An 18,222-nucleotide genomic window follows, 5' to 3' on the forward strand; every position below is an offset into this window, starting at 1 on the left:
TTCCCGTCAACGAACCCCAGGAGTACCGCGCATGACCGCCTTCACCCTCACCAGTCCCGACATCGCCGACGGCAGCACCATTGCACAGAGCTTCGAGTTCGACGGCTTTGGCTGCAGCGGTCGGAACCAGTCGCCCGTGCTGCGCTGGAGCGGCGCGCCCGAGGGCACGAAGGGCTTTGCCGTGAACGTGTACGACCCCGACGCGCCCACGGGCTCGGGCTTCTGGCACTGGTATGTGATCGATCTGCCGGCTTCGGTGAGTGAGCTGCCCGCCAACGCCGGCGCCAAGGGCGGCGCCCACCTGCCGGCTGGCGCGCGCCAGATCCGCAACGACTACGGGCAGTACGCCTGGGGCGGCATGTGCCCGCCGCCTGGCGACAAGCCGCACCGCTACATCTTCACGGTGCATGCGCTGTCGGTGGAGCGCATCGATGTGCCCGACGACGCCCCCGCCGCGCTCGCCGGCTTCATGGTCAACGCCCACACCCTGGCCAAGGCGAGCTTCACCGCCACCTACGGGCGCTGAAGCGGCGCTCTGAAAAAGAGAGCTGCTACCGCTTGCCAATGCTTGATTTCAGATGCTTTTGTTTCTGAAGTCCAAGCAGGGCAGGCGGTAGCAGCTATTGTTTTTGTGCTTCGCCATAGGGCGCACGGCATGGAACTGGCGCGCCCCATCCCAGCAACCGCCGCGCAGCGGGCTTGGCCCGGGCGCTGGCGGTGTCCCTCTCCCGTAGCGCGCAGCGCGTAGAGAGAGGGGGAAGCGGCGCAGCCGCTCAGGGGGGTGCCCTCAGGTATACCGCTTGGCCCGCAGGTTGTTCTTCATCTGCTGCAGCACCGGCTGCAGCGGCTCGCCGATGCGCAGCGCCACGCAGGTGGCGACCACGTCGATGATGAGCAGGTGCAACAGGCGCGAGACCATGGGGCTGTAGCGGTCGTAGCCCTCGGGGTGGTCGGCCGCCAGGTGGATGCGGCAGGTGTGTGCCAGCGGCGAGCCGCTGGCGGTGATGGCAATGGTGGTTGCGCCGTTCTTGCGCGCGATGTCGGCTGCGTCCATCAGGTCGCGCGTGCGGCCCGAGTTGCTGATGATCACCGCGCAGTCGCCCGGGCCCAGCAACGTGGCGCTCATCACCTGCATGTGGCCGTCGCTGGTGGAGATGCTGGTGATGCCTAGGCGAAAGAACTTGTGCTGCGCGTCCTGCGCCACGATGCCGGAGTTGCCCGCGCCGTAGAACTCAATGCGCCGCCCCGTCTGCCAGGTGCTGGCGATGGCCTCGGCCGCACGCTCCAGCGCATTGGTACTGGCGGCGCTGCGGTACTGCAGGAAGGCGGCCACGGCGTTGTCCACCACCTTCACCAGCACGTCGTTGGTCTTGTCGTCGGCGTCCACGCTGCGGTGGATGAAGGGCACGCCCTCGCTCACACTGCCGGCCAGCTTGAGCTTGAAGTCCGCCAGGCCGTCATAGCCCATGCTGCGGCAAAAGCGCACCACTGTCGGCTTGCTGACGCGCGCGCGCGCGGCCAGCTCGCGCACCGGCAGGTGGGCAAAGGCGCGCGGGTCGTCCAGCACGAGTTGGGCCACGCGCTGCTCGGCGGGGGCGAGCGAGGGCAGGGAAGCGGTGATGCGGTCTAGCATTCTTCCATCCAGGTGTGTCCTTCGCGGGCCACCAGCGCGCTGGCGGCGCTGGGGCCCCAGCTGCCAGCGGCATACGGGCGCGGGCCTTCGCCACGGGCGTTCTGCTCGGCCCAGGCCTGCATGATGGGTTCCACCCAATGCCAGGCGGCTTCCTGTTCGTCGGCGCGCACGAACAGATTCAGGCGCCCGGCGATCACGTCCAGCAGCAGCCGCTCGTACGCGCCCACGCGCTGGCTGCCAAAGCGCTGGTCGAAGTCCAGGTCCAGCTGCACGGGCGCCAGCGCCTGGGCTTCGGAAATGCGCATGCCGCGCTTTTCCTGCCCCGCGGCAAACAGGTGCAGCGCCAAGCCGTCGCGCGGCTGCAGGTGGATCACCAGGCGGTTGGCCGCGCCCAGCGGCGTGCGGTAGATGGCGTGGGGCGTGGGGCGGAAGTTGATGGCGATGTGTGCCTCGCGCGCGGCCAGGCGCTTGCCGGTGCGGATGTAGAACGGCACGCCCGCCCAGCGCCAATTGGCGATCTCGGTGCGCAGGGCGACGAAGGTTTCGGTGGTGCTGCCGGGCGCCACGCCGTCCTCGTCGGCATAGGCGCGCACGCCCTCGCAGGCCGTGGTGCCGGTGGAATACTGGCCGCGCACCACGTCCTGCAGCAGCGTGGCGGGTGTCCACGTACTCAGCGAACGCAGCACCTTGAGCTTCTCATCGCGGATGGCATCGGCATGGGCGTTGATGGGCGGCTCCATGGCGATCGCGCACAGCAGCTGCAGCGCGTGGTTCTGCACCATGTCGCGCAGCGCGCCGGTCTGGTCGTAGAAGGCGCCACGCTGCTCCACGCCCAGCTGCTCGGCCATGGTGATCTCGATGCTGGCGACGGTCTCGCGCCGCCACAGGGGTTCGAACAGCGCGTTGCCAAAGCGCAGCGCCAGCAGGTTCTGCACCGAGGGCTTGCCCAGGTAGTGGTCGATGCGGAAGATCTGCCGTTCGTCGAACACGCTGCGCACCGCGGCGTTGATGGCACGGTTGGAAGCCAAATCGTGCCCCAGGGGCTTTTCCAGCACCACGCGGGTGGCGGGCGTCGCCAGGCCGGCAGCGCCGAGCTGCTCGCAGACGGTGGTGAACAGCGCGGGCGCGGTGGCCAGGTACATCACCACCGTGTCGGCGTGGCGCTCGCGCAGGCGCCGCGCCAGCAGGGCGTAATCCTCTGGCTGGGACAGATCCATGCGCTGGTACTGCAACACCGCGGCAAAGCGTTCGAATTCTTCGTCGCTGGGGCGCTTTTCTCCCTCCACATCGGCAAAGCGCCGGGCAATCAGCGCGCGGTAGTCATCGTCGCTCAGCGCGTCGCGCGCCACGCCGATGATGCGCCCCTGCGGCGGCAGCGACCCGTGGCGAAAAGCCTGGAACAAGGCAGGCAGCAGCTTGCGCCAGGCGAGGTCGCCCGTGCCGCCGAAGAGGACCAGATCAAAGCTCATGAGCCAGCTGCGGTGATGTGTAGAGGGTTGATCGATGGGAAAACGGTGCCCGCATGTGGTCCGTATCCAGTGCACGATGTTATCGAGTTTCATGGTCGGCATTGACCGATACGGGACGGGCCGTGGCCGCGCATACACTTGCCGGTTACGCGCCGGGGCTGGGCTCCCCGCGCCTTTCTCCCTGGACAACACGCCATGAACCAACTCGACGCGCTCAAGCAGTACACCACCGTGGTGGCCGACACCGGCGATTTCAAGCAGCTGGCCCAGTTCCAGCCGCAGGACGCCACCACCAACCCTTCGCTGATCCTCAAGGCCGTGCAAAAGCCCGAGTACGCGCCGCTGCTCAAGGACTGCGTGACGCGCTGGCATGGCCGCGCCATCGACGAGCTGATGGACCGCCTGATCGTGCGTTTCGGTTGCGAGATCCTGTCGATCATCCCTGGGCGCGTGTCCACCGAGGTGGATGCACGCCTGTCGTTCGATACCGCAGCGACCGTGGCGCGTGCGGAGCGCATCGTGGAGCTGTACCAGGCCGAAGGGCTGCACATCGACCGCGTGCTCATCAAGATCGCCGCCACGTGGGAGGGCATCCAGGCCGCGCGCCAACTGGAGCAGCGCGGCATCCACACCAACCTTACGCTGCTGTTTTCGTTTGCACAGGCGGTGGCCTGTGGTCAGGCGAAGGTGCAGCTCATTTCGCCCTTCGTCGGGCGCATTTACGACTGGTACAAGAAGCAGGCCGGCGCCAACTGGGACGAGGCCGCCATGGCCGGCGCCAATGACCCGGGCGTGCAGTCCGTGCGCGCCATCTACAACCATTACAAACACTTCGGCATCGGCACCGAGGTCATGGGTGCGAGTTTTCGCAACACCGGGCAGATCGTCGCGCTGGCGGGCTGCGACCTGCTGACCATTGCCCCCGAACTGCTGGCCCAGCTGGCCGCCAGCAATGCTCCGGTGGCACGCGTGCTCGACCCCGACGCGGCACGCCGCGTTGCGCTGCAACCCGTGCAGTACGACGAGGCGGGCTTTCGCTATGCGCTCAATGCCGACGCCATGGCCACCGAGAAGCTGGCTGAAGGCATCCGCGCATTTGCGGCGGACGCGGCCAAGCTGGAACAACTGATGCAAGCCGCTGCATGAATTTTGACGATCCCCGCACCCGCTGCGACCACACGACCGCGTGGCGGCGCCTGCGTGCCCATTACGAAAGCGCCGGCCGCAGCTTCGACCTGCGCGCCGCATTTGCGCAGGATGCGCAGCGTTTCGAGCGCTTCAGCCAGGACGCTCCGCATGTGTTTGCGGACCTGTCCAAGAACCTGATCGACGCGCCCACCGAAGCGCTGCTGCTGCAGCTGGCGCGTGAATGCGGCGTGGTGGCCTACCGCGATGCGATGTTCGAGGGCCGACCGATCAACAACACCGAGCAGCGCGCGGTGATGCATTGGTTGTTGCGAAAACCGGCTCCAGGGCATGCAGGTCAAGCGCGAGTAGCTATCGATACAGTAGCGCCTGAAATTGCCTCTGCCTTGCACGACGTGCACGCCACGCTGGAGGACATGCTGGCCCTCGCCGAGCGCGTGCGCGCTGACGATGGCATCACCGACATCGTGAACATCGGCATCGGCGGCTCGGACCTGGGGCCGGCGATGGTGGTCAAGGCACTGGACGACCTGCGCCACCCGGGCAAGCGCCTGCACTTCATCTCCAACGTCGACGGCATGGAGCTGGGCAGCCTGTTGCGCCAGCTGCGGCCCGAAAGCACGCTGTTCCTCATTGCGTCGAAGACCTTCACCACCGCCGAGACCATGTCCAACGCACAGGCGGCGCGGGCATGGTTCCTGGACCAGGGCGGCAGCGAGGACGCGCGGGCGCGGCTGCCGCTGGCGCGCCATTTCTATGCACTGACGACCAACCTGGAAGCGGCGGCGCAGTTCGGCATCACCACCACGCTGGGCTTCTGGGACTGGGTGGGCGGACGCTATTCGCTGTGGTCCGCCATCGGGCTGCCGATTGCCATTGCCGTGGGCGCGCCGCACTTTCGCGCACTGCTGGCGGGTGCACATGCGATGGACGAGCATTTCCGCACCGCGCCGTTGGAATCCAACCTGCCCGTGCGGCTGGCGCTGCTGGACCTGTGGTACCGCAATTTCCACGGCTTCTCCAGCCGCAGCATGGCACCTTATAGCCATGGCCTGCGCCGCCTGCCGGCGTACCTGCAGCAATTGGAGATGGAGAGCAACGGCAAGGGGGTGGATGCGCACGGCCAGCCGCTGCCCTATGCCACTTCTCCCGTGGTTTGGGGCGAGCCGGGCACCAATGGTCAGCATGCGTTCTTTCAGATGATCCACCAGGGGCCCGACACCGTGCCCGTGGAGTTCATCGCGCTGCGCGAGCCGGGGCGTGATTTGCCGGACCAGCACCCGCGTCTGGTGGCCAACGCTTTGGCCCAGGCACGGGCGCTGATGATGGGACGGCCCGAAGAGGCCGACGGCCACCGGCGCTTCAGCGGCAACCGGCCGAGCACATTTCTGCTGCTGGAGCGTCTGGACCCGGCGTCGCTGGGCGCGCTGATCGCGCTGTACGAGCACCGGGTGTTCACCAGCGGGGCGCTCTGGGGCATCAACAGCTTCGATCAGTGGGGTGTGGAACTGGGCAAAGGCATCGCCAAGGACCTGGAGCCGCGTCTGGCCACGGGTGATGTGCAGGGGCTGGACCCGTCCAGCGCGGGGCTGTTGCGCCGTCTGGCGGCCTGAAACGGGGTGCGCTTCCTGCTCTGACGGGGCTCAGGCGCGCGCTGCCTGGGGCATGGCCGGCGCATCATCTAGAGGCGCCGGCTGGAGTTCTGGAGCCAGGGCGACCCGGTTGCGGCCCTGGTCCTTGGCGGCGTAGAGCGCCTGGTCGGCACGCTCCAGCGTTTCCTGGGGTGACGAATGGGGCAGGTGCAGCGCCAGGCCGGCGGACATGCTCAGGCGCAGGCCCGGCGGTGCGTTGGGCACGGGCAGGGCAGCGATGGCTTCGCGCGTGCGCTCCAGCAGGGTCTGGGCGCTGCGTGGTTCGATGTCGCTGAGCAGCAGCAGGAACTCGTCGCCGCCCCAGCGCGCCAGCACATCGGTTTCGCGCACATTGGCGCGCAGGGCGTCGGCGAACACCCGCAGCACATGGTCACCCATGGCGTGGCCGTGGTGGTCGTTGACGCGCTTGAAATGGTCCACATCGATCATGGCGAACAGCAACGTGCCCTGCCCGCGACGGCGCCGCCGGCACTCCAGCTGGATCAGCTCGACCATGGCGCGGCGGTTGTACAGGCCCGTGAGCTCGTCGCGCATGGCCAGCGCCCGGTTTTCCGCGAGGGCTTCGGCCAGCGCCTCACGTTGCCGGTCCAGGCGCTGGCGCATCTGCTGCACGCGCAGGTTCACCACCATGCACCCGGCCAGCACGATCAGGATCATGGCTGCGTAGGCGCCATCCATGACGTCAAAAGTCGTTCCGTAGAAACGCGGCGAGACGACCACAGCCACCGAGAACGCCGCCATCGCGTAGAGCCCGATGCCCACGACCTGGCGCGGCGGCAGGCCCAGCGCACCGAAGAACAGGATCATGGCCAGCACGGAGGGCACCACGCCTCGGCCTTCTCCTGCCAGCACGTAGGCCACGGCGCCGCTGGTGATGGTCCACGCCATTTGCACCAGGGTCAGAGACGGATCGCGCAACCGCTCGGACCAGCCGGTGCGGATCAGCAGCGTGATGACTGCGAGCCCCCCCACCGAAAGCGCCGCCCACCACCGCACAGCGTCCAGGTGGTGGTTTGCGCTGGGGTGGTGCAGCAACAGCATCACCAGGGCGCTGGAGCTCATCAGCAGCAGCGCGAGCAGCGCCATGCCGACGCGCACACGCCGGTAGGGGTCGCGGGAGAGGAGGCAGGGAAAGAGACGGCGAGGGGTCGTGTGCATGGCGGAGGCTCCTGCGCAGGGCCGTGCGATGGCGGTACGGCCAGAGTGAACCGCTAGCAATGAATTACTAATATTTACATATAAATACAATTATGCGAGGAGCGCAAAGCTTGCTTTTGCGTAGGGGTATTGGGGGACGGCAGGCCAGATCCGCGCGCGGTGCGCCGCGGAAGGTCACCCGCCACACACGCAGGCGAAAAAAAACCCGCAAGCACTGCTTGCGGGTTGGGTGCTGCCTGCGCCATCAGGGCGCAGGCGGGGCCCAGGCAATTACATGCCCATGTCACCCATGCCGCCGGGCATGGCGGGGGCTGCGGACTCGTCCTTCGGCGCCTCGGCCACCATGGCTTCGGTCGTCAGCAGCAGAGAGGCCACGGAAGCGGCGTTCTGCAGGGCCGTGCGGGTCACCTTCGTGGGGTCCAGGATACCCATTTCCAGCATGTCGCCGTACGTGTCGTTGGCGGCGTTGAAGCCGTAGTTGCCCTTGCCGTTGAGCACTTCGTTCACCACCACCGAGGGCTCGCCACCAGCGTTGGCCACGATTTCGCGCAGCGGAGCTTCCACAGCCTTGAGCACCAGCTTGATACCGGCATCCTGGTCGACGTTGTCACCCTTGACCTTGTCGCCCACGGCTTGCTTGGCGCGCAGCAGGGCCACGCCGCCACCGGCCACAATGCCTTCTTCCACGGCAGCGCGGGTGGCGTGCAGGGCGTCTTCCACGCGGGCCTTCTTTTCCTTCATTTCGACCTCGGTGGCGGCACCCACCTTGATCACGGCAACGCCGCCGGCCAGCTTGGCCACGCGCTCTTGCAGCTTCTCACGGTCGTAGTCGCTGGTGGCTTCCTCGATCTGGATGCGGATCTGCTTCACGCGGGCTTCGATGTCCGCAGCGGCGCCAGCGCCGTCGATGATGGTGGTGTTTTCCTTGCCCACTTCGATGCGCTTGGCCTGGCCCAGGTCGGCCAGCGTCACCTTCTCCAGCGTCAGGCCCACTTCCTCGGCGATCACCTTGCCGCCCGTCAGGATGGCGATGTCTTCCAGCATGGCCTTGCGGCGGTCGCCGAAGCCAGGCGCCTTCACGGCCACGACCTTCAGGATGCCGCGGATGGTGTTCACCACCAAAGTTGCCAGGGCTTCGCCTTCGACATCTTCAGCAATGATCAGCAGAGGACGGCCAGCCTTGGCAACTTGCTCCAGGGTAGGCAGCAGGTCACGGATGTTGCTGATCTTCTTGTCGAACAGCAGCACGAAGGGGTTGTCCAGGATCGCGGACTGCTTCTCGGGGTTGTTGATGAAGTAGGGCGACAGGTAGCCGCGGTCGAACTGCATGCCTTCCACGACGTCCAGCTCGTTTTCCAGCGACTTGCCGTCTTCCACGGTGATCACGCCTTCCTTGCCCACCTTGTCCATGGCGTCAGCAATGATCTTGCCCACGGACTCGTCGGAGTTGGCGGAGATCGAACCCACCTGGGCGATTTCCTTGGAGGTGGTCGTGGCCTTGGAGGCCTTCTTCAGCTCTTCCACCAGGGCCGCCACGGCCTTGTCGATGCCGCGCTTGAGGTCCATGGGGTTCAGGCCGGCGGCCACGTACTTGGAGCCTTCGCGCACGATGGCTTGGGCCAGCACGGTAGCGGTGGTGGTGCCGTCACCAGCGATGTCGTTGGTCTTGGAAGCCACTTCCTTCACGAGCTGCGCGCCCATGTTCTGCAGCTTGTCTTTCAGTTCGATTTCCTTGGCCACGGACACGCCGTCCTTGGTCACCGTGGGGGCGCCGAACGAGCGCTCCAGCACCACGTTGCGGCCCTTGGGGCCCAGGGTCACCTTGACCGCGTTGGCCAGGATGTTCACGCCTTCAACCATGCGAGCGCGGGCTTCGCCGCCGAACACTACGTCTTTTGCTGCCATTTTTGGCTCCTACAAATTTGAATCAAATGGGCTGCCAACGCTGGTCTATCAAGCGCAGGCAGCTATGAAAAATGAGTTGACCAGAAGGGATTACTTCTCGACGACCGCGAACAGGTCGTCTTCCTTCATCACCAGCAGCTCGTCGCCATTGACCTTCACGGTCTGGCCGCTGTATTTGCCGAACAGCACGCGGTCGCCGACCTTCACGTTCAGGGCGATCAGCTCGCCCTTGTCGTTCTTCTTGCCAGGGCCAACGGCCAGCACTTCGCCTTGATCGGGCTTTTCCGCAGCGTTGTCGGGGATCACGATGCCCGAGGCGGTCGTGGTTTCGCTTTCGATACGTTTGACGATCACGCGATCGTGCAGGGGGCGAAGATTCATTGCATCTCTCCTGATAACAAAAAGGATTGCGACATCAAACAACGCGCCCTCAACGCGGGCGCAGGGAACTGACACAGCGGTGTTGTTAGCACTCATCTGTTTCGAGTGCTAATGATAGAGGCATTCGTGACAGTTTCAAGGCCGCAGTGTCGGCAGGGCCTGCGATCAAGGTGCTGGACTGCGGAGGGCAGCCGCACTTCTCCGTCCGCCTCAGTGGACTGTGAGGCGCAAGAAGTGGTCCAGCATGTGAAAGTGGTCTTCAAAGAACGCTTCTTCCATGCCCGCGAGCCGGTCGATGGCCACCCACTCGGCATGCGCCGCGTCGTCAGCCGCCTGCACCGGGGGCAGCGGAGCGTCCTGCAGGTCGAAGTAGTGCGCGTGGGTGATGGTGCGGCCGCGTTGGCTGCGGTCGGGGTGGTCGAACACCGTCACGCTGCGCAGCGCCGCGCGCAGTGTGGCCTCGGGCAGGGCGCAATTCGTTTCCTCTGCCAGTTCACGCAGGCAGGACTGCCACAGCGTCTCGCGTTGTTCGATGAAGCCGCCGGGCACCGCCAGCAGGCCACGCCCTGGTGCGTGGGCGCGGCGGATGAGTAGCACGTGGTCCTGGCAGCGCAGTACCGCGTCCACGGTCACGAACACGGGCGGGTAGGGCGCCGTTGCCCAGGCGGCGCGGTAACCGCGCAGCATCTGCCATTCCTGCTGCAGTGTGGCGAAGTGCGGCGTGTGGGCGAATTGCTCCAACAGCGCTTGCGTGGCGGGCGGCAGCATGGGCGCCAGCGGCTGCAGCGCATGGGCCACGGTGGCGGGTGTGGCGCCGAAGTAGGCGTCGCGGATGGCGGTCGCGTCGATGCGGCCCTGGCGCTCCATGCGTATCAATTCCCAGCCCGGAAAGGCGCTGAGGTAGCTGCTCGTGGCGTCCTTGAAATGGCCTACCAGTCCTACGCGCGCCTGCGGCGGGCTGTGGCGCGCCACCGCGTTGCGCACAGCCTCCACCCACACCGCCTCGTTGTAGTAGTCGCGCACCGGCAGCACGGTGAGGCGCGTGCGGTCGCCCTCGGGCAGAGCACCGCGCAGCATGGCTTCGCGTTCGTGCCAGGTGAACGGGTTCTTGGGTGTGCGCGCCTGGAAGGCCGAGCCGACGATGACGATGACCTGCCGCGCCTGCACCAGCGCTTCGCGCAGCAGGGCGAGATGGCCGGTGTGGACGGGCTCGAAGCGGCCGATGAGGATGGCGGTGTCGTACATGCGGCGATTCGTGTGTTCTCAAAAAAGTGAGCTGCTCGCGCTTGATGGATAAGCGCTAGAGGCAAATTTCGCTTGAAGTCGCCAGCCGTGCACCCTGGGCGTGCATCGCTTCCAGGAAGGCCTCATGCTGCGCCTCGAAGCCGGCCACGGGGCTCATGCAATCGGTGAGCAGCACCAAACGCCGCGGGCTCCACCCGGGGTGCAGGCGGGCCAGGTGCTGGATGATGTGCTCGGTAGTGGCGCGCACGCAGTGGCTGCTGGCCTCGCCTGCGATGAGCAGCAGGTCTGCGCTGGCCAATTGGTCCAGCAGCTGGGTGTTCAGGGTGGTGTGCGGGTCGGCCGCGTCGGGTACTTCGGCCTGCACGGCGCTGTAGTGCTCGGTCCAGGGGCTCATGCCCTTGAAGACGGACTGCACGGCGCGCACGCGATGCGCCTGCCAGTCGCTGCACGCGGCCAGCACGTCGGTATGCACGCCATGGCCCCAGCTGCCGATTTCGCAATGCACGGGCCAGACCATGAGGGTGTAACGGCCCTGGGTTTCCAACGTGTCCAGGTAGTCCAGTGTGCGCGCCAGCGCCGCAGGGTCACGCGGCGCAAACGCACCCGCGCGGACCTGCGCAGCGGTGATGGCGGTGAAGGGCGCCACCGCGCCCCCGTCGCTGCGCTGCCAGTAGGCAGGGTGCGCCACGTCGTACCGCTGGTGCGAGTCGAGGGTGACAGTGATGTGGTCGATACCTGCCCCCTGCGCGCGGATGAACGCTGCCAGGCGCTGCATGTCCGCATGCGCGCCGGGAACGGGCAGCGCCGGGGTGGTTACCGCGCCGCTATGGGGATCGCGCGAGTGCCACGCGGCGGGCAGATCGCAGAAGTCGTTCTGGGGATCGATGGCGAGCAGGTGAACGGTGCGGGTCATGGCGCGGATGCGAGCGTGCAGGGCCTGCAGTGTAGGCAACTGCGGGGCCGCATCCGGCCGGCACCGCTATTTGATGGCTTTGCGCGCGGCCCCGATACCCAGCAGCGCGAGCACCACGAACAGCACGGCCAATACCAGGAACACCACGAACAGCACCTTGGCGATGGCGGCCGAGCCAGCGGCCACGCCGGTGAACCCGAGCGCGCCGGCAATGAGCGAAATGATGGCGAAGATGATCGCGTACTTGAGCATGGGATAGGCCTCCTTGGGATGGGCCGCCGGCGGGTGCGGCGGCTGGGCATCAGAGTAGGGGCGCTGGCGCAGGCACTCCGTCATCTGCCGAAACGGCAGCGTGTAGGAGGGTGTTGACAGTGCTGCCGGTTATCGCAGCGCATGCAGCGCCACGCCGCCGGCGATCGGCAGCAGCACGGCGCCCGTGCGTTCTGTAGCGGCCATTAGCAGTTCCCTTTCAGCATGATGGCAACCGTCCAGGCGCTGTACAGCCGCTGCAGCACACGCGGCGTGCCCGCCAGCAGCAGGAACAGGCTGGCGTGAACAGCGCATTCTTAGGCAGCCTGGACGCGCGGGCAGGGGGTGTATTGGAAAAAATGGTGTCTGCAAGGGCATACATGCGCGGCCTTGCCCAGCAGGGCATCGCTGCGGCCCTGCAGCAGGCCGCCGCCCTTAGCGCCGAGAATCTCCCGGCGCAGTAGCCACGCCTTCGCGGAACGCGTTATGGAAGTGGCGCTGGTCCTCAAAGCCCAGTTCCTGCGCCACCGCGGCCGGCGCACCTCCAGCAGCCAGCAGCGCGCGCGGCGTTGATACCCGCGCCTGCACAGGCTTACAAGCCGGCCGCTTGGCGCCGCGCGGCGGCGTACTGGTCTGCGTTCGCAACGCGGCGCGATATGAACTCCGCCCCCAAGCTCAGTGATTGCCTGGACGCAGACGTGGGGTTCAAAGCCCCGCCGCTGCGCGCAGCGCCTGGGCTTTGTGCCGCAAGGCTGCCGCACCCGCTGGTGGGGGTCGCCGTGCCTTACAGCCCGGCCGCTGCACGCAGCGCGGCAGCCTTGTCCGTCCTCTCCCAGGTGAACTCGGGTTCCTCGCGGCCAAAGTGGCCGTAGGCGGCGGTCTTCGCGTAGATGGGGCGCAGCAGGTCCAGCATCTGGATGATGCCCTTGGGGCGCAGGTCGAAGTGCTCCTGCACCAGCTGGGCGATCTGGTCGTCGGGGATCACGCCGGTGCCCTCGGTGTACACGGTGATGTTCATCGGGCGCGCCACGCCGATGGCATAAGCCACCTGGATCTGGCACTGGCGCGCCAGGCCGGCGGCCACGATGTTCTTGGCCACGTAGCGCGCAGCGTAGGCGGCGCTGCGGTCCACCTTCGTTGGATCCTTGCCGCTGAATGCGCCGCCGCCGTGCGGGCAGGCGCCGCCGTAGGTGTCCACGATGATCTTGCGGCCCGTCAGGCCGCAGTCGCCCTGCGGCCCGCCGATGACGAAGCGGCCCGTGGGGTTGATGAGGTACTTGGTGTCCTGCAGCCATTCCTTGGGCAGCACCGGCTTGATGATCTCCTCGATGATGGCCTCGGTGAAGCTGGCCTTCATTTTGGTCGCCGTCTCGCTCTGGTCGGGGCTGTGCTGGGTGGAGAGCACCACGGTGTCGATGCTGTGGGGCTTGCCGTCCACGTAGCGCATCGTGACTTGGCTCTTGGCGTCCGGGCGCAGGAAGGGCAGGCGGCCGTCCTTGCGCAACTGGGCCTGGCGCTCGACCAGGCGGTGCGCGTAGTAGATGGGCGCGGGCATCAGCTCGGGCGTCTCGTCGCAGGCGTAGCCGAACATCAAGCCCTGGTCACCGGCGCCGGTGTTCAGGTGGTCGTCGCTGGCGTGGTCCACGCCCTGGGCGATGTCGTTGGACTGCTTGTCGTAGGCCACGAGCACTGCGCAGCCCTTGTAGTCGATGCCGTACTCGGTGTTGTCGTAGCCGATGCGCTGGATGGTGTCGCGCGCCACCTGGATGTAGTCCACGTGTGCGTTGGTGGTGATCTCGCCGGCCAGCACCACCAGGCCGGTGTTGGTCAGCGTCTCGGCTGCCACGCGGCTGCGGGGGTCTTGCGTGAAGATCGCGTCCAGGATGGCGTCGGAGATCTGGTCCGCCACCTTGTCGGGGTGGCCCTCAGAGACCGATTCGGACGTGAAGAGGAAATCGTTCGCCATTTGAATAAACTCCGTGTTGTCAGCATTTGGGCGTTGCCCAGAGCCTCATGGAGCCTCGGCGAACGCTTTAGCAGTTGTGTTTAACGTCGCCCTGCAAGTTGCTCATTTAACTCGGCGACGACCGTCATTGTAATGTCATCCCTCTTTCGGCTCGTTTCCGCGCTGCCCTTGTGGTTGCTGCATGTCATTGGCGCGGCGCTTGGCTGGGTGGCGTTTTGCGCATCGCCCACCTACCGCCGCCGCTTCATCGACAACGCCGCGCGCGCGGGTTATGCCTTGCGTGACGTGCGTGCGGCCATAGCGCACGCGGGGCGCATGGTGGCCGAGGCGCCGCGTCTGTGGCTGTGGCCCGAGCCGCCGGCCTGCGAGATACGCGGGGCTGAATGCGTGCAACGGGCCTGGGGCCAAGGCCTCGGCATCGTGTTCCTCACGCCGCACATTGGCTGTTTCGAGTTGTCGGTGCAGGCGGCGGCGCGGCGCTGGTCGCCGGAGCACGGCCCCATCACCATCCTGTACCGGCCCGCGCGCCAGCGCTGGCTGGCCGAGGTGATGCAGACCGCGCGCAACCGCCCCGGCATCCAGGCCGTGCCCACCACGTTGCAGGGCGTGCGCCAGATGATCAAGGCGCTGCGGCGCGGCGAGGCGGTGGGCCTGCTGCCTGACCAGGTGCCGCCGCAGGGGCTGGGGGTGTGGTCGCCGTTCTTCGGCCGCCCGGCCTACACCATGACGCTGGCTGCGCGCCTGGTGCAGCAGACCGGTGCGGCGGTGATCCTGGCGCGGTGTGAGCGCCTGCCACGCGGACGCGGCTATGTGCTGCACCTGGAGGATTTGCCCCAGCCGCTGGCGCCTACACTCGACGCGGCCGTGCTGCAGCTCAACCAAGCCATGGAATACCTCATCCGCCAAAGCCCCGACCAATACCTGTGGGGCTACGCCCGCTACAAGCAGCCCCGCGCGGAGATGCATACCTCTGCCGGGGCCGATGCACCGCCGGAGGGCCGCGCATGATGGCGCGCGCGGGCATCGCGCTGCTGAATTTGCTGGGTCGCCTGCCGCTGCCGGCGCTGCGTGCGCTGGGGCGGTTCATCGGCCGGGTGCTGTTCGTGCTGGCCGTGCCGCGGCGCAGGGTGGCGCTGCGCAACCTGGCCTTGTGCTTCCCGGAGGTGCCCGAGTCGCAGCGCCGCGCGTGGGCGCGCGAGTCCTTCGTGGTGTTCTGCCAGACCTTCCTGGACCGCGGCTGGTTGTGGTCGGGCTCCGAGGCGCTGGTGCGCAGTCGCGTGAAGCTGGTGGGCGCGCTGCACGAGCTGGAAGGCGACACGCCAACCATCGTCTTCGCGCCGCACTTCTACAGCATGGACGCAGGCGGCCTCGCCTTGCCGCTGAACACACGGCGCGAGTTCACCTCGATCTTCGCCACCAACCCCGACCCGGTGTTGGACGCATGGTTCATGGCGGGCCGCCAGCGCTTTGGCAACGTGCGCATGCTCAACCGCGCCGACGGCGTGAAACCCATCATCTCGTGCCTGCGCAAGGGCGGGCTGCTGTACCTGCTGCCCGACATGGACTACGGCAGGAACGACTCGGTGTTCGTGCCCTTCTTCGCCATGCCGGACGCGGCCACCATCCCGTCACTGTCGCGCTTTGCGCGCCTGGGGCGCGCCAAGGTGGTGGCGCTGTACAGCCGCATGACGCCCGAGGGCTACGTGGCCGAGCTGACCCCCGCCTGGGACCACTTTCCCACCGAGGACCATGTGGCCGACACGGCGCGCATGAACCGCGAGCTGGAAGCCGCCATCCGCACCATGCCCGCGCAGTACTACTGGGTGCACAAGCGCTTCAAGACCCGCCCGGAGGGGCAGGATTCGGTGTATCAGTAAAAATGGCTCTGGCGCTTATCTGGTAGGCGCTAGCAGCTACGAAAATCATAGTGCCTGGCGAAGAAGATCCGCCAGGTTGTCGCGCACCAGCCCCGGCTGCTCGTGCACCACCCAGTGCGTGGCGCCCGGCACCTGCTGCACCTGCAGGCGTGGCACCCAGGCTTGGAGCCCCTGCAGCAGACCGGGCAGCAACGCGGGGTCATCCATGCCCCACAGCACTTGCGTGGGTACGGACACCTGCAGCATGTCGGCGGGCAGCGTGAGGGAGCGGATGTCCGGCGTTCCGTCGTCCCGGGCAGACGCGGGGCGCGGCGGCCGCAGCGGACTGGCACGGTAGTAGTTGCAAGGCCCGGCAAGCCCCGCAGCCCACTGCGCGCGGTAGTGCGCGCGCAGTGCAGGGGTGAGCCAGCCGGGCGCGCTGCCATCGGCGCGGCGAAAGAAGCCGAACAGGCGCGCGAAATCGTTCTCGGCCAGCAGCGACTCGGCATCGTGGCGGCACAGGAAGTGCATGTACGCACTGGCCTCCTGCTGCGCGGCACTGCCCTGCAACTCGCGCAAGAAGGCGCCAGGGTGAGGCGCGTTGATGACCATCAGGCGCTTGAGCAGTCCGGGATGCTGGTTGGCCAGGTTCCAGGCCACGGCCCCGCCCCAGTCGTGTGCCACCAGCGCCGCCAGCGGCGTGCCGGCACCGGCTTCCTGGGCGATCAGCGCGGCGATGTCCTGCACCAGATGTTTGGGGCGGTAGGCCTCTATTGCAGCCGGCGCGCTGGAGGGTGCATAGCCGCGCAGCCAGGGCGCCACGCAGCGGTAGCCGCCGTGTGCCGGATCGGCGAAATGGCCCAGCAGCGCATCCCAGATAAACGCGCCTTCGGGAAAGCCGTGCAGGAACAGCAGCACCGGGCGCCCCGGCATGCCGGCCACGCGGCAGTGCAGCGTGATGCCGTGCGGCAGTGTGTGGGTGATCGTCTCCGCCATACGCTACGCCTTTCATAGCTGCCAGCGCTTGATGGACGGGCGCTGGCGTCAGTTTTGGTCTTCAAATGGCGGCAGGGCTTCCACGGCCGCATCCTCTTTTTGGACGGGGTGGGCCCACTGCCACAGCAGTTGCGCCACTTCGTCCACGCCCTGCTTCTTGAGCGCGGAGAACATCCTGACCTCACCGCCGCCGGCCTGCAGTCGCGTGATGGACAGTGCCTTGGCCTGCTCGGCGCGCGTGAGCTTGTCGGCCTTGGTGAGCAGCACCAGGAACTTGAGCCCTGCCTCCACGCGCGGCCGCACGGCGTTCAGCAGCGCCTCGTCCAGCTCGGTCAGGCCCAGGCGCGGGTCGCACAGCAGCACGATGGCGGTGAGACTTTCGCGGCTCACCAGGTAGCTCAGCATCACCTGCTGCCAGCGCAGCTTGTCCGAGCGCGACACGGCCGCGTAGCCGTAGCCCGGCAGATCGGCCAGCACCGCGTCCGTCGCGCCCTGCTTGCCCAGCGCGAACAGGTTGATGTGCTGGGTGCGTCCGGGCTTCTTGGATGCAAACGCCAGTTGGCGCTGCTGGGTGAGGGTGTTGATGCAGGTGGATTTGCCTGCGTTGGAGCGGCCCACGAAGGCGATCTCGGGCACCTCGATGGCGGGCAAATGGTGCAACTGCGCGGCCGTCGTCAGGAAGCGCGCGGTGTGCATCCACCCCATGGCGACCTTGGCGTCCGGCGCTGGCGGGAGGGAGCCAGCAACTGGCGCATGTGATGTGGTCGGCATATATGGGTTTTCCAAGGGATAGGGCGAAACAGGGGGCATTGTAGAATCGCGGGGTTTTGCGCTCATAACACAAGATCCCCCGATATGAAGTTGCTCGCCTCCCTGCTGATGGCTGCCGCACTGGCAGTCCCCGCTGCCTCGGCCCTTGCCGCAGGCGAAACCCCGGCGCCGCAAAAGGCAGCGAAGCCTGATCTCGTGAAGGGCGAGGCCAGCTACGCCGCCGTGTGCGCCGCCTGCCACGCCGCCGACGGCAATTCCACCATCGCAGCCAACCCCAAGCTGGCGCAGCAGCACCCGGAATACCTGGTCAAGCAGTTGCAGGAGTTCAAGGCCGGCAAGCGCGCTGACCCCATCATGCAAGGCATGGCCGCCATCCTCTCCGAGGACGACATGCGCAACGTGTCGTGGTGGCTGGCCTCCAAGCAAGCCAAGGAAGGCTTTGCCAAGGACAAGGATCTGGTCGCCATGGGCGAACGCATCTACCGCGGCGGCATCCAGGAGCGCAACATTGCCGCCTGCGCCGGTTGCCACAGCCCCAACGGTTCCGGCATTCCTGCCCAGTACCCGCGCCTGTCGGGCCAGCATGCCGACTACACGGTCAAGCAACTGGTGGACTTCCGCGACGGCAAGCGTGGCAACAACGTGCAGATGCGCGACGTGGCCGCCAAGCTCAACGACCGCGAGATCAAGGCCGTGGCTGACTACATTGCCGGTTTGCGTTGATTCACGTCAAATTTCCAGGGGTGCTCCGATGCGCCTTTGGAACCTACCGCCGATAATCGCACCCAAGACGGGCGGGCTCATCTGAACGGATGGCCCGCCCTTTCTCATGGGCCTACGCACGCAGGGTTGACTGGCGTAGGTGGATTCCTCCCGGCCTTC

Annotated in this window: 17 protein-coding genes; 6 read left to right on the forward strand and 11 right to left on the reverse strand. The window is 66.8% G+C overall.

The genetic code is table 11. The features are described from left to right. The first annotated feature begins 31 nt into the window (after window positions 1-31). Window positions 32-526 carry a YbhB/YbcL family Raf kinase inhibitor-like protein gene (locus tag K2L43_RS03680; protein ID WP_011804144.1) on the forward strand — a complete coding sequence of 165 codons (495 nt, stop codon included), beginning with the start codon at window positions 32-34 and terminating at the stop codon, window positions 524-526. A 261-nt stretch (window positions 527-787) separates the two neighbouring features. On the opposite strand, the gene K2L43_RS03685 is transcribed toward K2L43_RS03680, so the two are convergent. Together K2L43_RS03685 and zwf are read right to left on the reverse strand one after the other, a co-directional pair. Continuing rightward, window positions 788-1,633 (reverse strand): MurR/RpiR family transcriptional regulator, encoded by an 846-nt coding sequence (locus K2L43_RS03685; RefSeq protein ID WP_012655673.1) that lies wholly within the window; start codon window positions 1,631-1,633, stop codon window positions 788-790. Next, complete coding sequence (zwf, locus tag K2L43_RS03690) at window positions 1,627-3,102, reverse strand: glucose-6-phosphate dehydrogenase (RefSeq protein ID WP_220638967.1); 1,476 nt, start codon at window positions 3,100-3,102, stop codon at window positions 1,627-1,629. The genes K2L43_RS03685 and zwf overlap by 7 nt, the downstream gene beginning before the upstream one ends. Before the next feature lie 195 nt (window positions 3,103-3,297). Between zwf and tal the strand changes: the two genes are divergently transcribed. Together tal and pgi are read left to right on the forward strand one after the other, a co-directional pair. Beyond that, the gene (tal, locus tag K2L43_RS03695) at window positions 3,298-4,248 is read left to right on the forward strand and encodes a transaldolase (RefSeq protein ID WP_220638531.1); all 951 of its coding nucleotides are present in this window, start codon (window positions 3,298-3,300) and stop codon (window positions 4,246-4,248) included. After that, window positions 4,245-5,861: a glucose-6-phosphate isomerase gene (gene pgi, locus K2L43_RS03700; RefSeq protein ID WP_220638532.1), complete on the forward strand. Its 1,617-nt coding sequence runs from the start codon at window positions 4,245-4,247 to the stop codon at window positions 5,859-5,861. Before tal ends, pgi begins: the two co-directional genes overlap by 4 nt. A 30-nt stretch (window positions 5,862-5,891) precedes the next feature. Here pgi and K2L43_RS03705 read toward each other — a convergent pair whose 3' ends face one another. The 7 genes from K2L43_RS03705 to metK all read right to left on the reverse strand — a co-directional run bounded on the left by K2L43_RS03705 (window position 5,892) and on the right by metK (window position 13,717). Further along, complete coding sequence (locus tag K2L43_RS03705) at window positions 5,892-7,058, reverse strand: GGDEF domain-containing protein (RefSeq protein WP_220638533.1); 1,167 nt, start codon at window positions 7,056-7,058, stop codon at window positions 5,892-5,894. A 270-nt stretch (window positions 7,059-7,328) separates the two neighbouring features. Continuing rightward, on the reverse strand, window positions 7,329-8,963 hold the full coding sequence (gene groL / locus K2L43_RS03710; RefSeq protein ID WP_220638534.1) for a chaperonin GroEL: 1,635 nt from the start codon (window positions 8,961-8,963) through the stop codon (window positions 7,329-7,331). A gap of 90 nt (window positions 8,964-9,053) precedes the next feature. Further along, window positions 9,054-9,344 (reverse strand): co-chaperone GroES, encoded by a 291-nt coding sequence (locus K2L43_RS03715; RefSeq protein ID WP_011804151.1) that lies wholly within the window; start codon window positions 9,342-9,344, stop codon window positions 9,054-9,056. Between the two features lie 210 nt (window positions 9,345-9,554). Continuing rightward, entirely contained in the window at window positions 9,555-10,589 is a 1,035-nt protein-coding gene (locus K2L43_RS03720; protein ID WP_012655679.1) for a bifunctional nicotinamide-nucleotide adenylyltransferase/Nudix hydroxylase, read from the reverse strand. 55 nt (window positions 10,590-10,644) lie between these two features. Then, a complete protein-coding gene (locus tag K2L43_RS03725) occupies window positions 10,645-11,502 on the reverse strand; it encodes a cysteine hydrolase (RefSeq protein ID WP_220638535.1) in 858 nt (285 codons plus the stop codon). A gap of 66 nt (window positions 11,503-11,568) precedes the next feature. After that, window positions 11,569-11,754 carry a DUF1328 domain-containing protein gene (locus K2L43_RS03730; protein WP_011804154.1) on the reverse strand — a complete coding sequence of 62 codons (186 nt, stop codon included), beginning with the start codon at window positions 11,752-11,754 and terminating at the stop codon, window positions 11,569-11,571. Window positions 11,755-12,535: 781 nt separating this feature from the next. Next, window positions 12,536-13,717 carry a methionine adenosyltransferase gene (gene metK / locus K2L43_RS03735; protein ID WP_011804156.1) on the reverse strand — a complete coding sequence of 394 codons (1,182 nt, stop codon included), beginning with the start codon at window positions 13,715-13,717 and terminating at the stop codon, window positions 12,536-12,538. Between the two features lie 132 nt (window positions 13,718-13,849). Between metK and K2L43_RS03740 the strand changes: the two genes are divergently transcribed. After that, window positions 13,850-14,725, forward strand: coding sequence for a lysophospholipid acyltransferase family protein (locus tag K2L43_RS03740; protein WP_220638536.1), 876 nt, complete (start codon window positions 13,850-13,852; stop codon window positions 14,723-14,725). Beyond that, on the forward strand, window positions 14,722-15,594 hold the full coding sequence (locus K2L43_RS03745; RefSeq protein ID WP_011804158.1) for a lysophospholipid acyltransferase family protein: 873 nt from the start codon (window positions 14,722-14,724) through the stop codon (window positions 15,592-15,594). The genes K2L43_RS03740 and K2L43_RS03745 overlap by 4 nt, the downstream gene beginning before the upstream one ends. A gap of 45 nt (window positions 15,595-15,639) precedes the next feature. Here the strand turns inward: K2L43_RS03745 and K2L43_RS03750 are convergent, their stop codons facing one another. Then, window positions 15,640-16,569 (reverse strand): alpha/beta fold hydrolase, encoded by a 930-nt coding sequence (locus K2L43_RS03750; RefSeq protein WP_220638537.1) that lies wholly within the window; start codon window positions 16,567-16,569, stop codon window positions 15,640-15,642. A 48-nt stretch (window positions 16,570-16,617) separates the two neighbouring features. After that, complete coding sequence (gene yihA, locus K2L43_RS03755) at window positions 16,618-17,340, reverse strand: ribosome biogenesis GTP-binding protein YihA/YsxC (RefSeq protein WP_220638538.1); 723 nt, start codon at window positions 17,338-17,340, stop codon at window positions 16,618-16,620. Window positions 17,341-17,424: 84 nt separating this feature from the next. Between yihA and K2L43_RS03760 the strand changes: the two genes are divergently transcribed. After that, a complete protein-coding gene (locus tag K2L43_RS03760; RefSeq protein ID WP_012655688.1) occupies window positions 17,425-18,063 on the forward strand; it encodes a c-type cytochrome in 639 nt (212 codons plus the stop codon). Window positions 18,064-18,222 lie beyond the last annotated feature (159 nt).

The organism is Diaphorobacter sp. MNS-0, from assembly GCF_019602835.1.
GTDB classification, from domain to species: Bacteria; Pseudomonadota; Gammaproteobacteria; order Burkholderiales; family Burkholderiaceae_C; genus Diaphorobacter; species Diaphorobacter nitroreducens.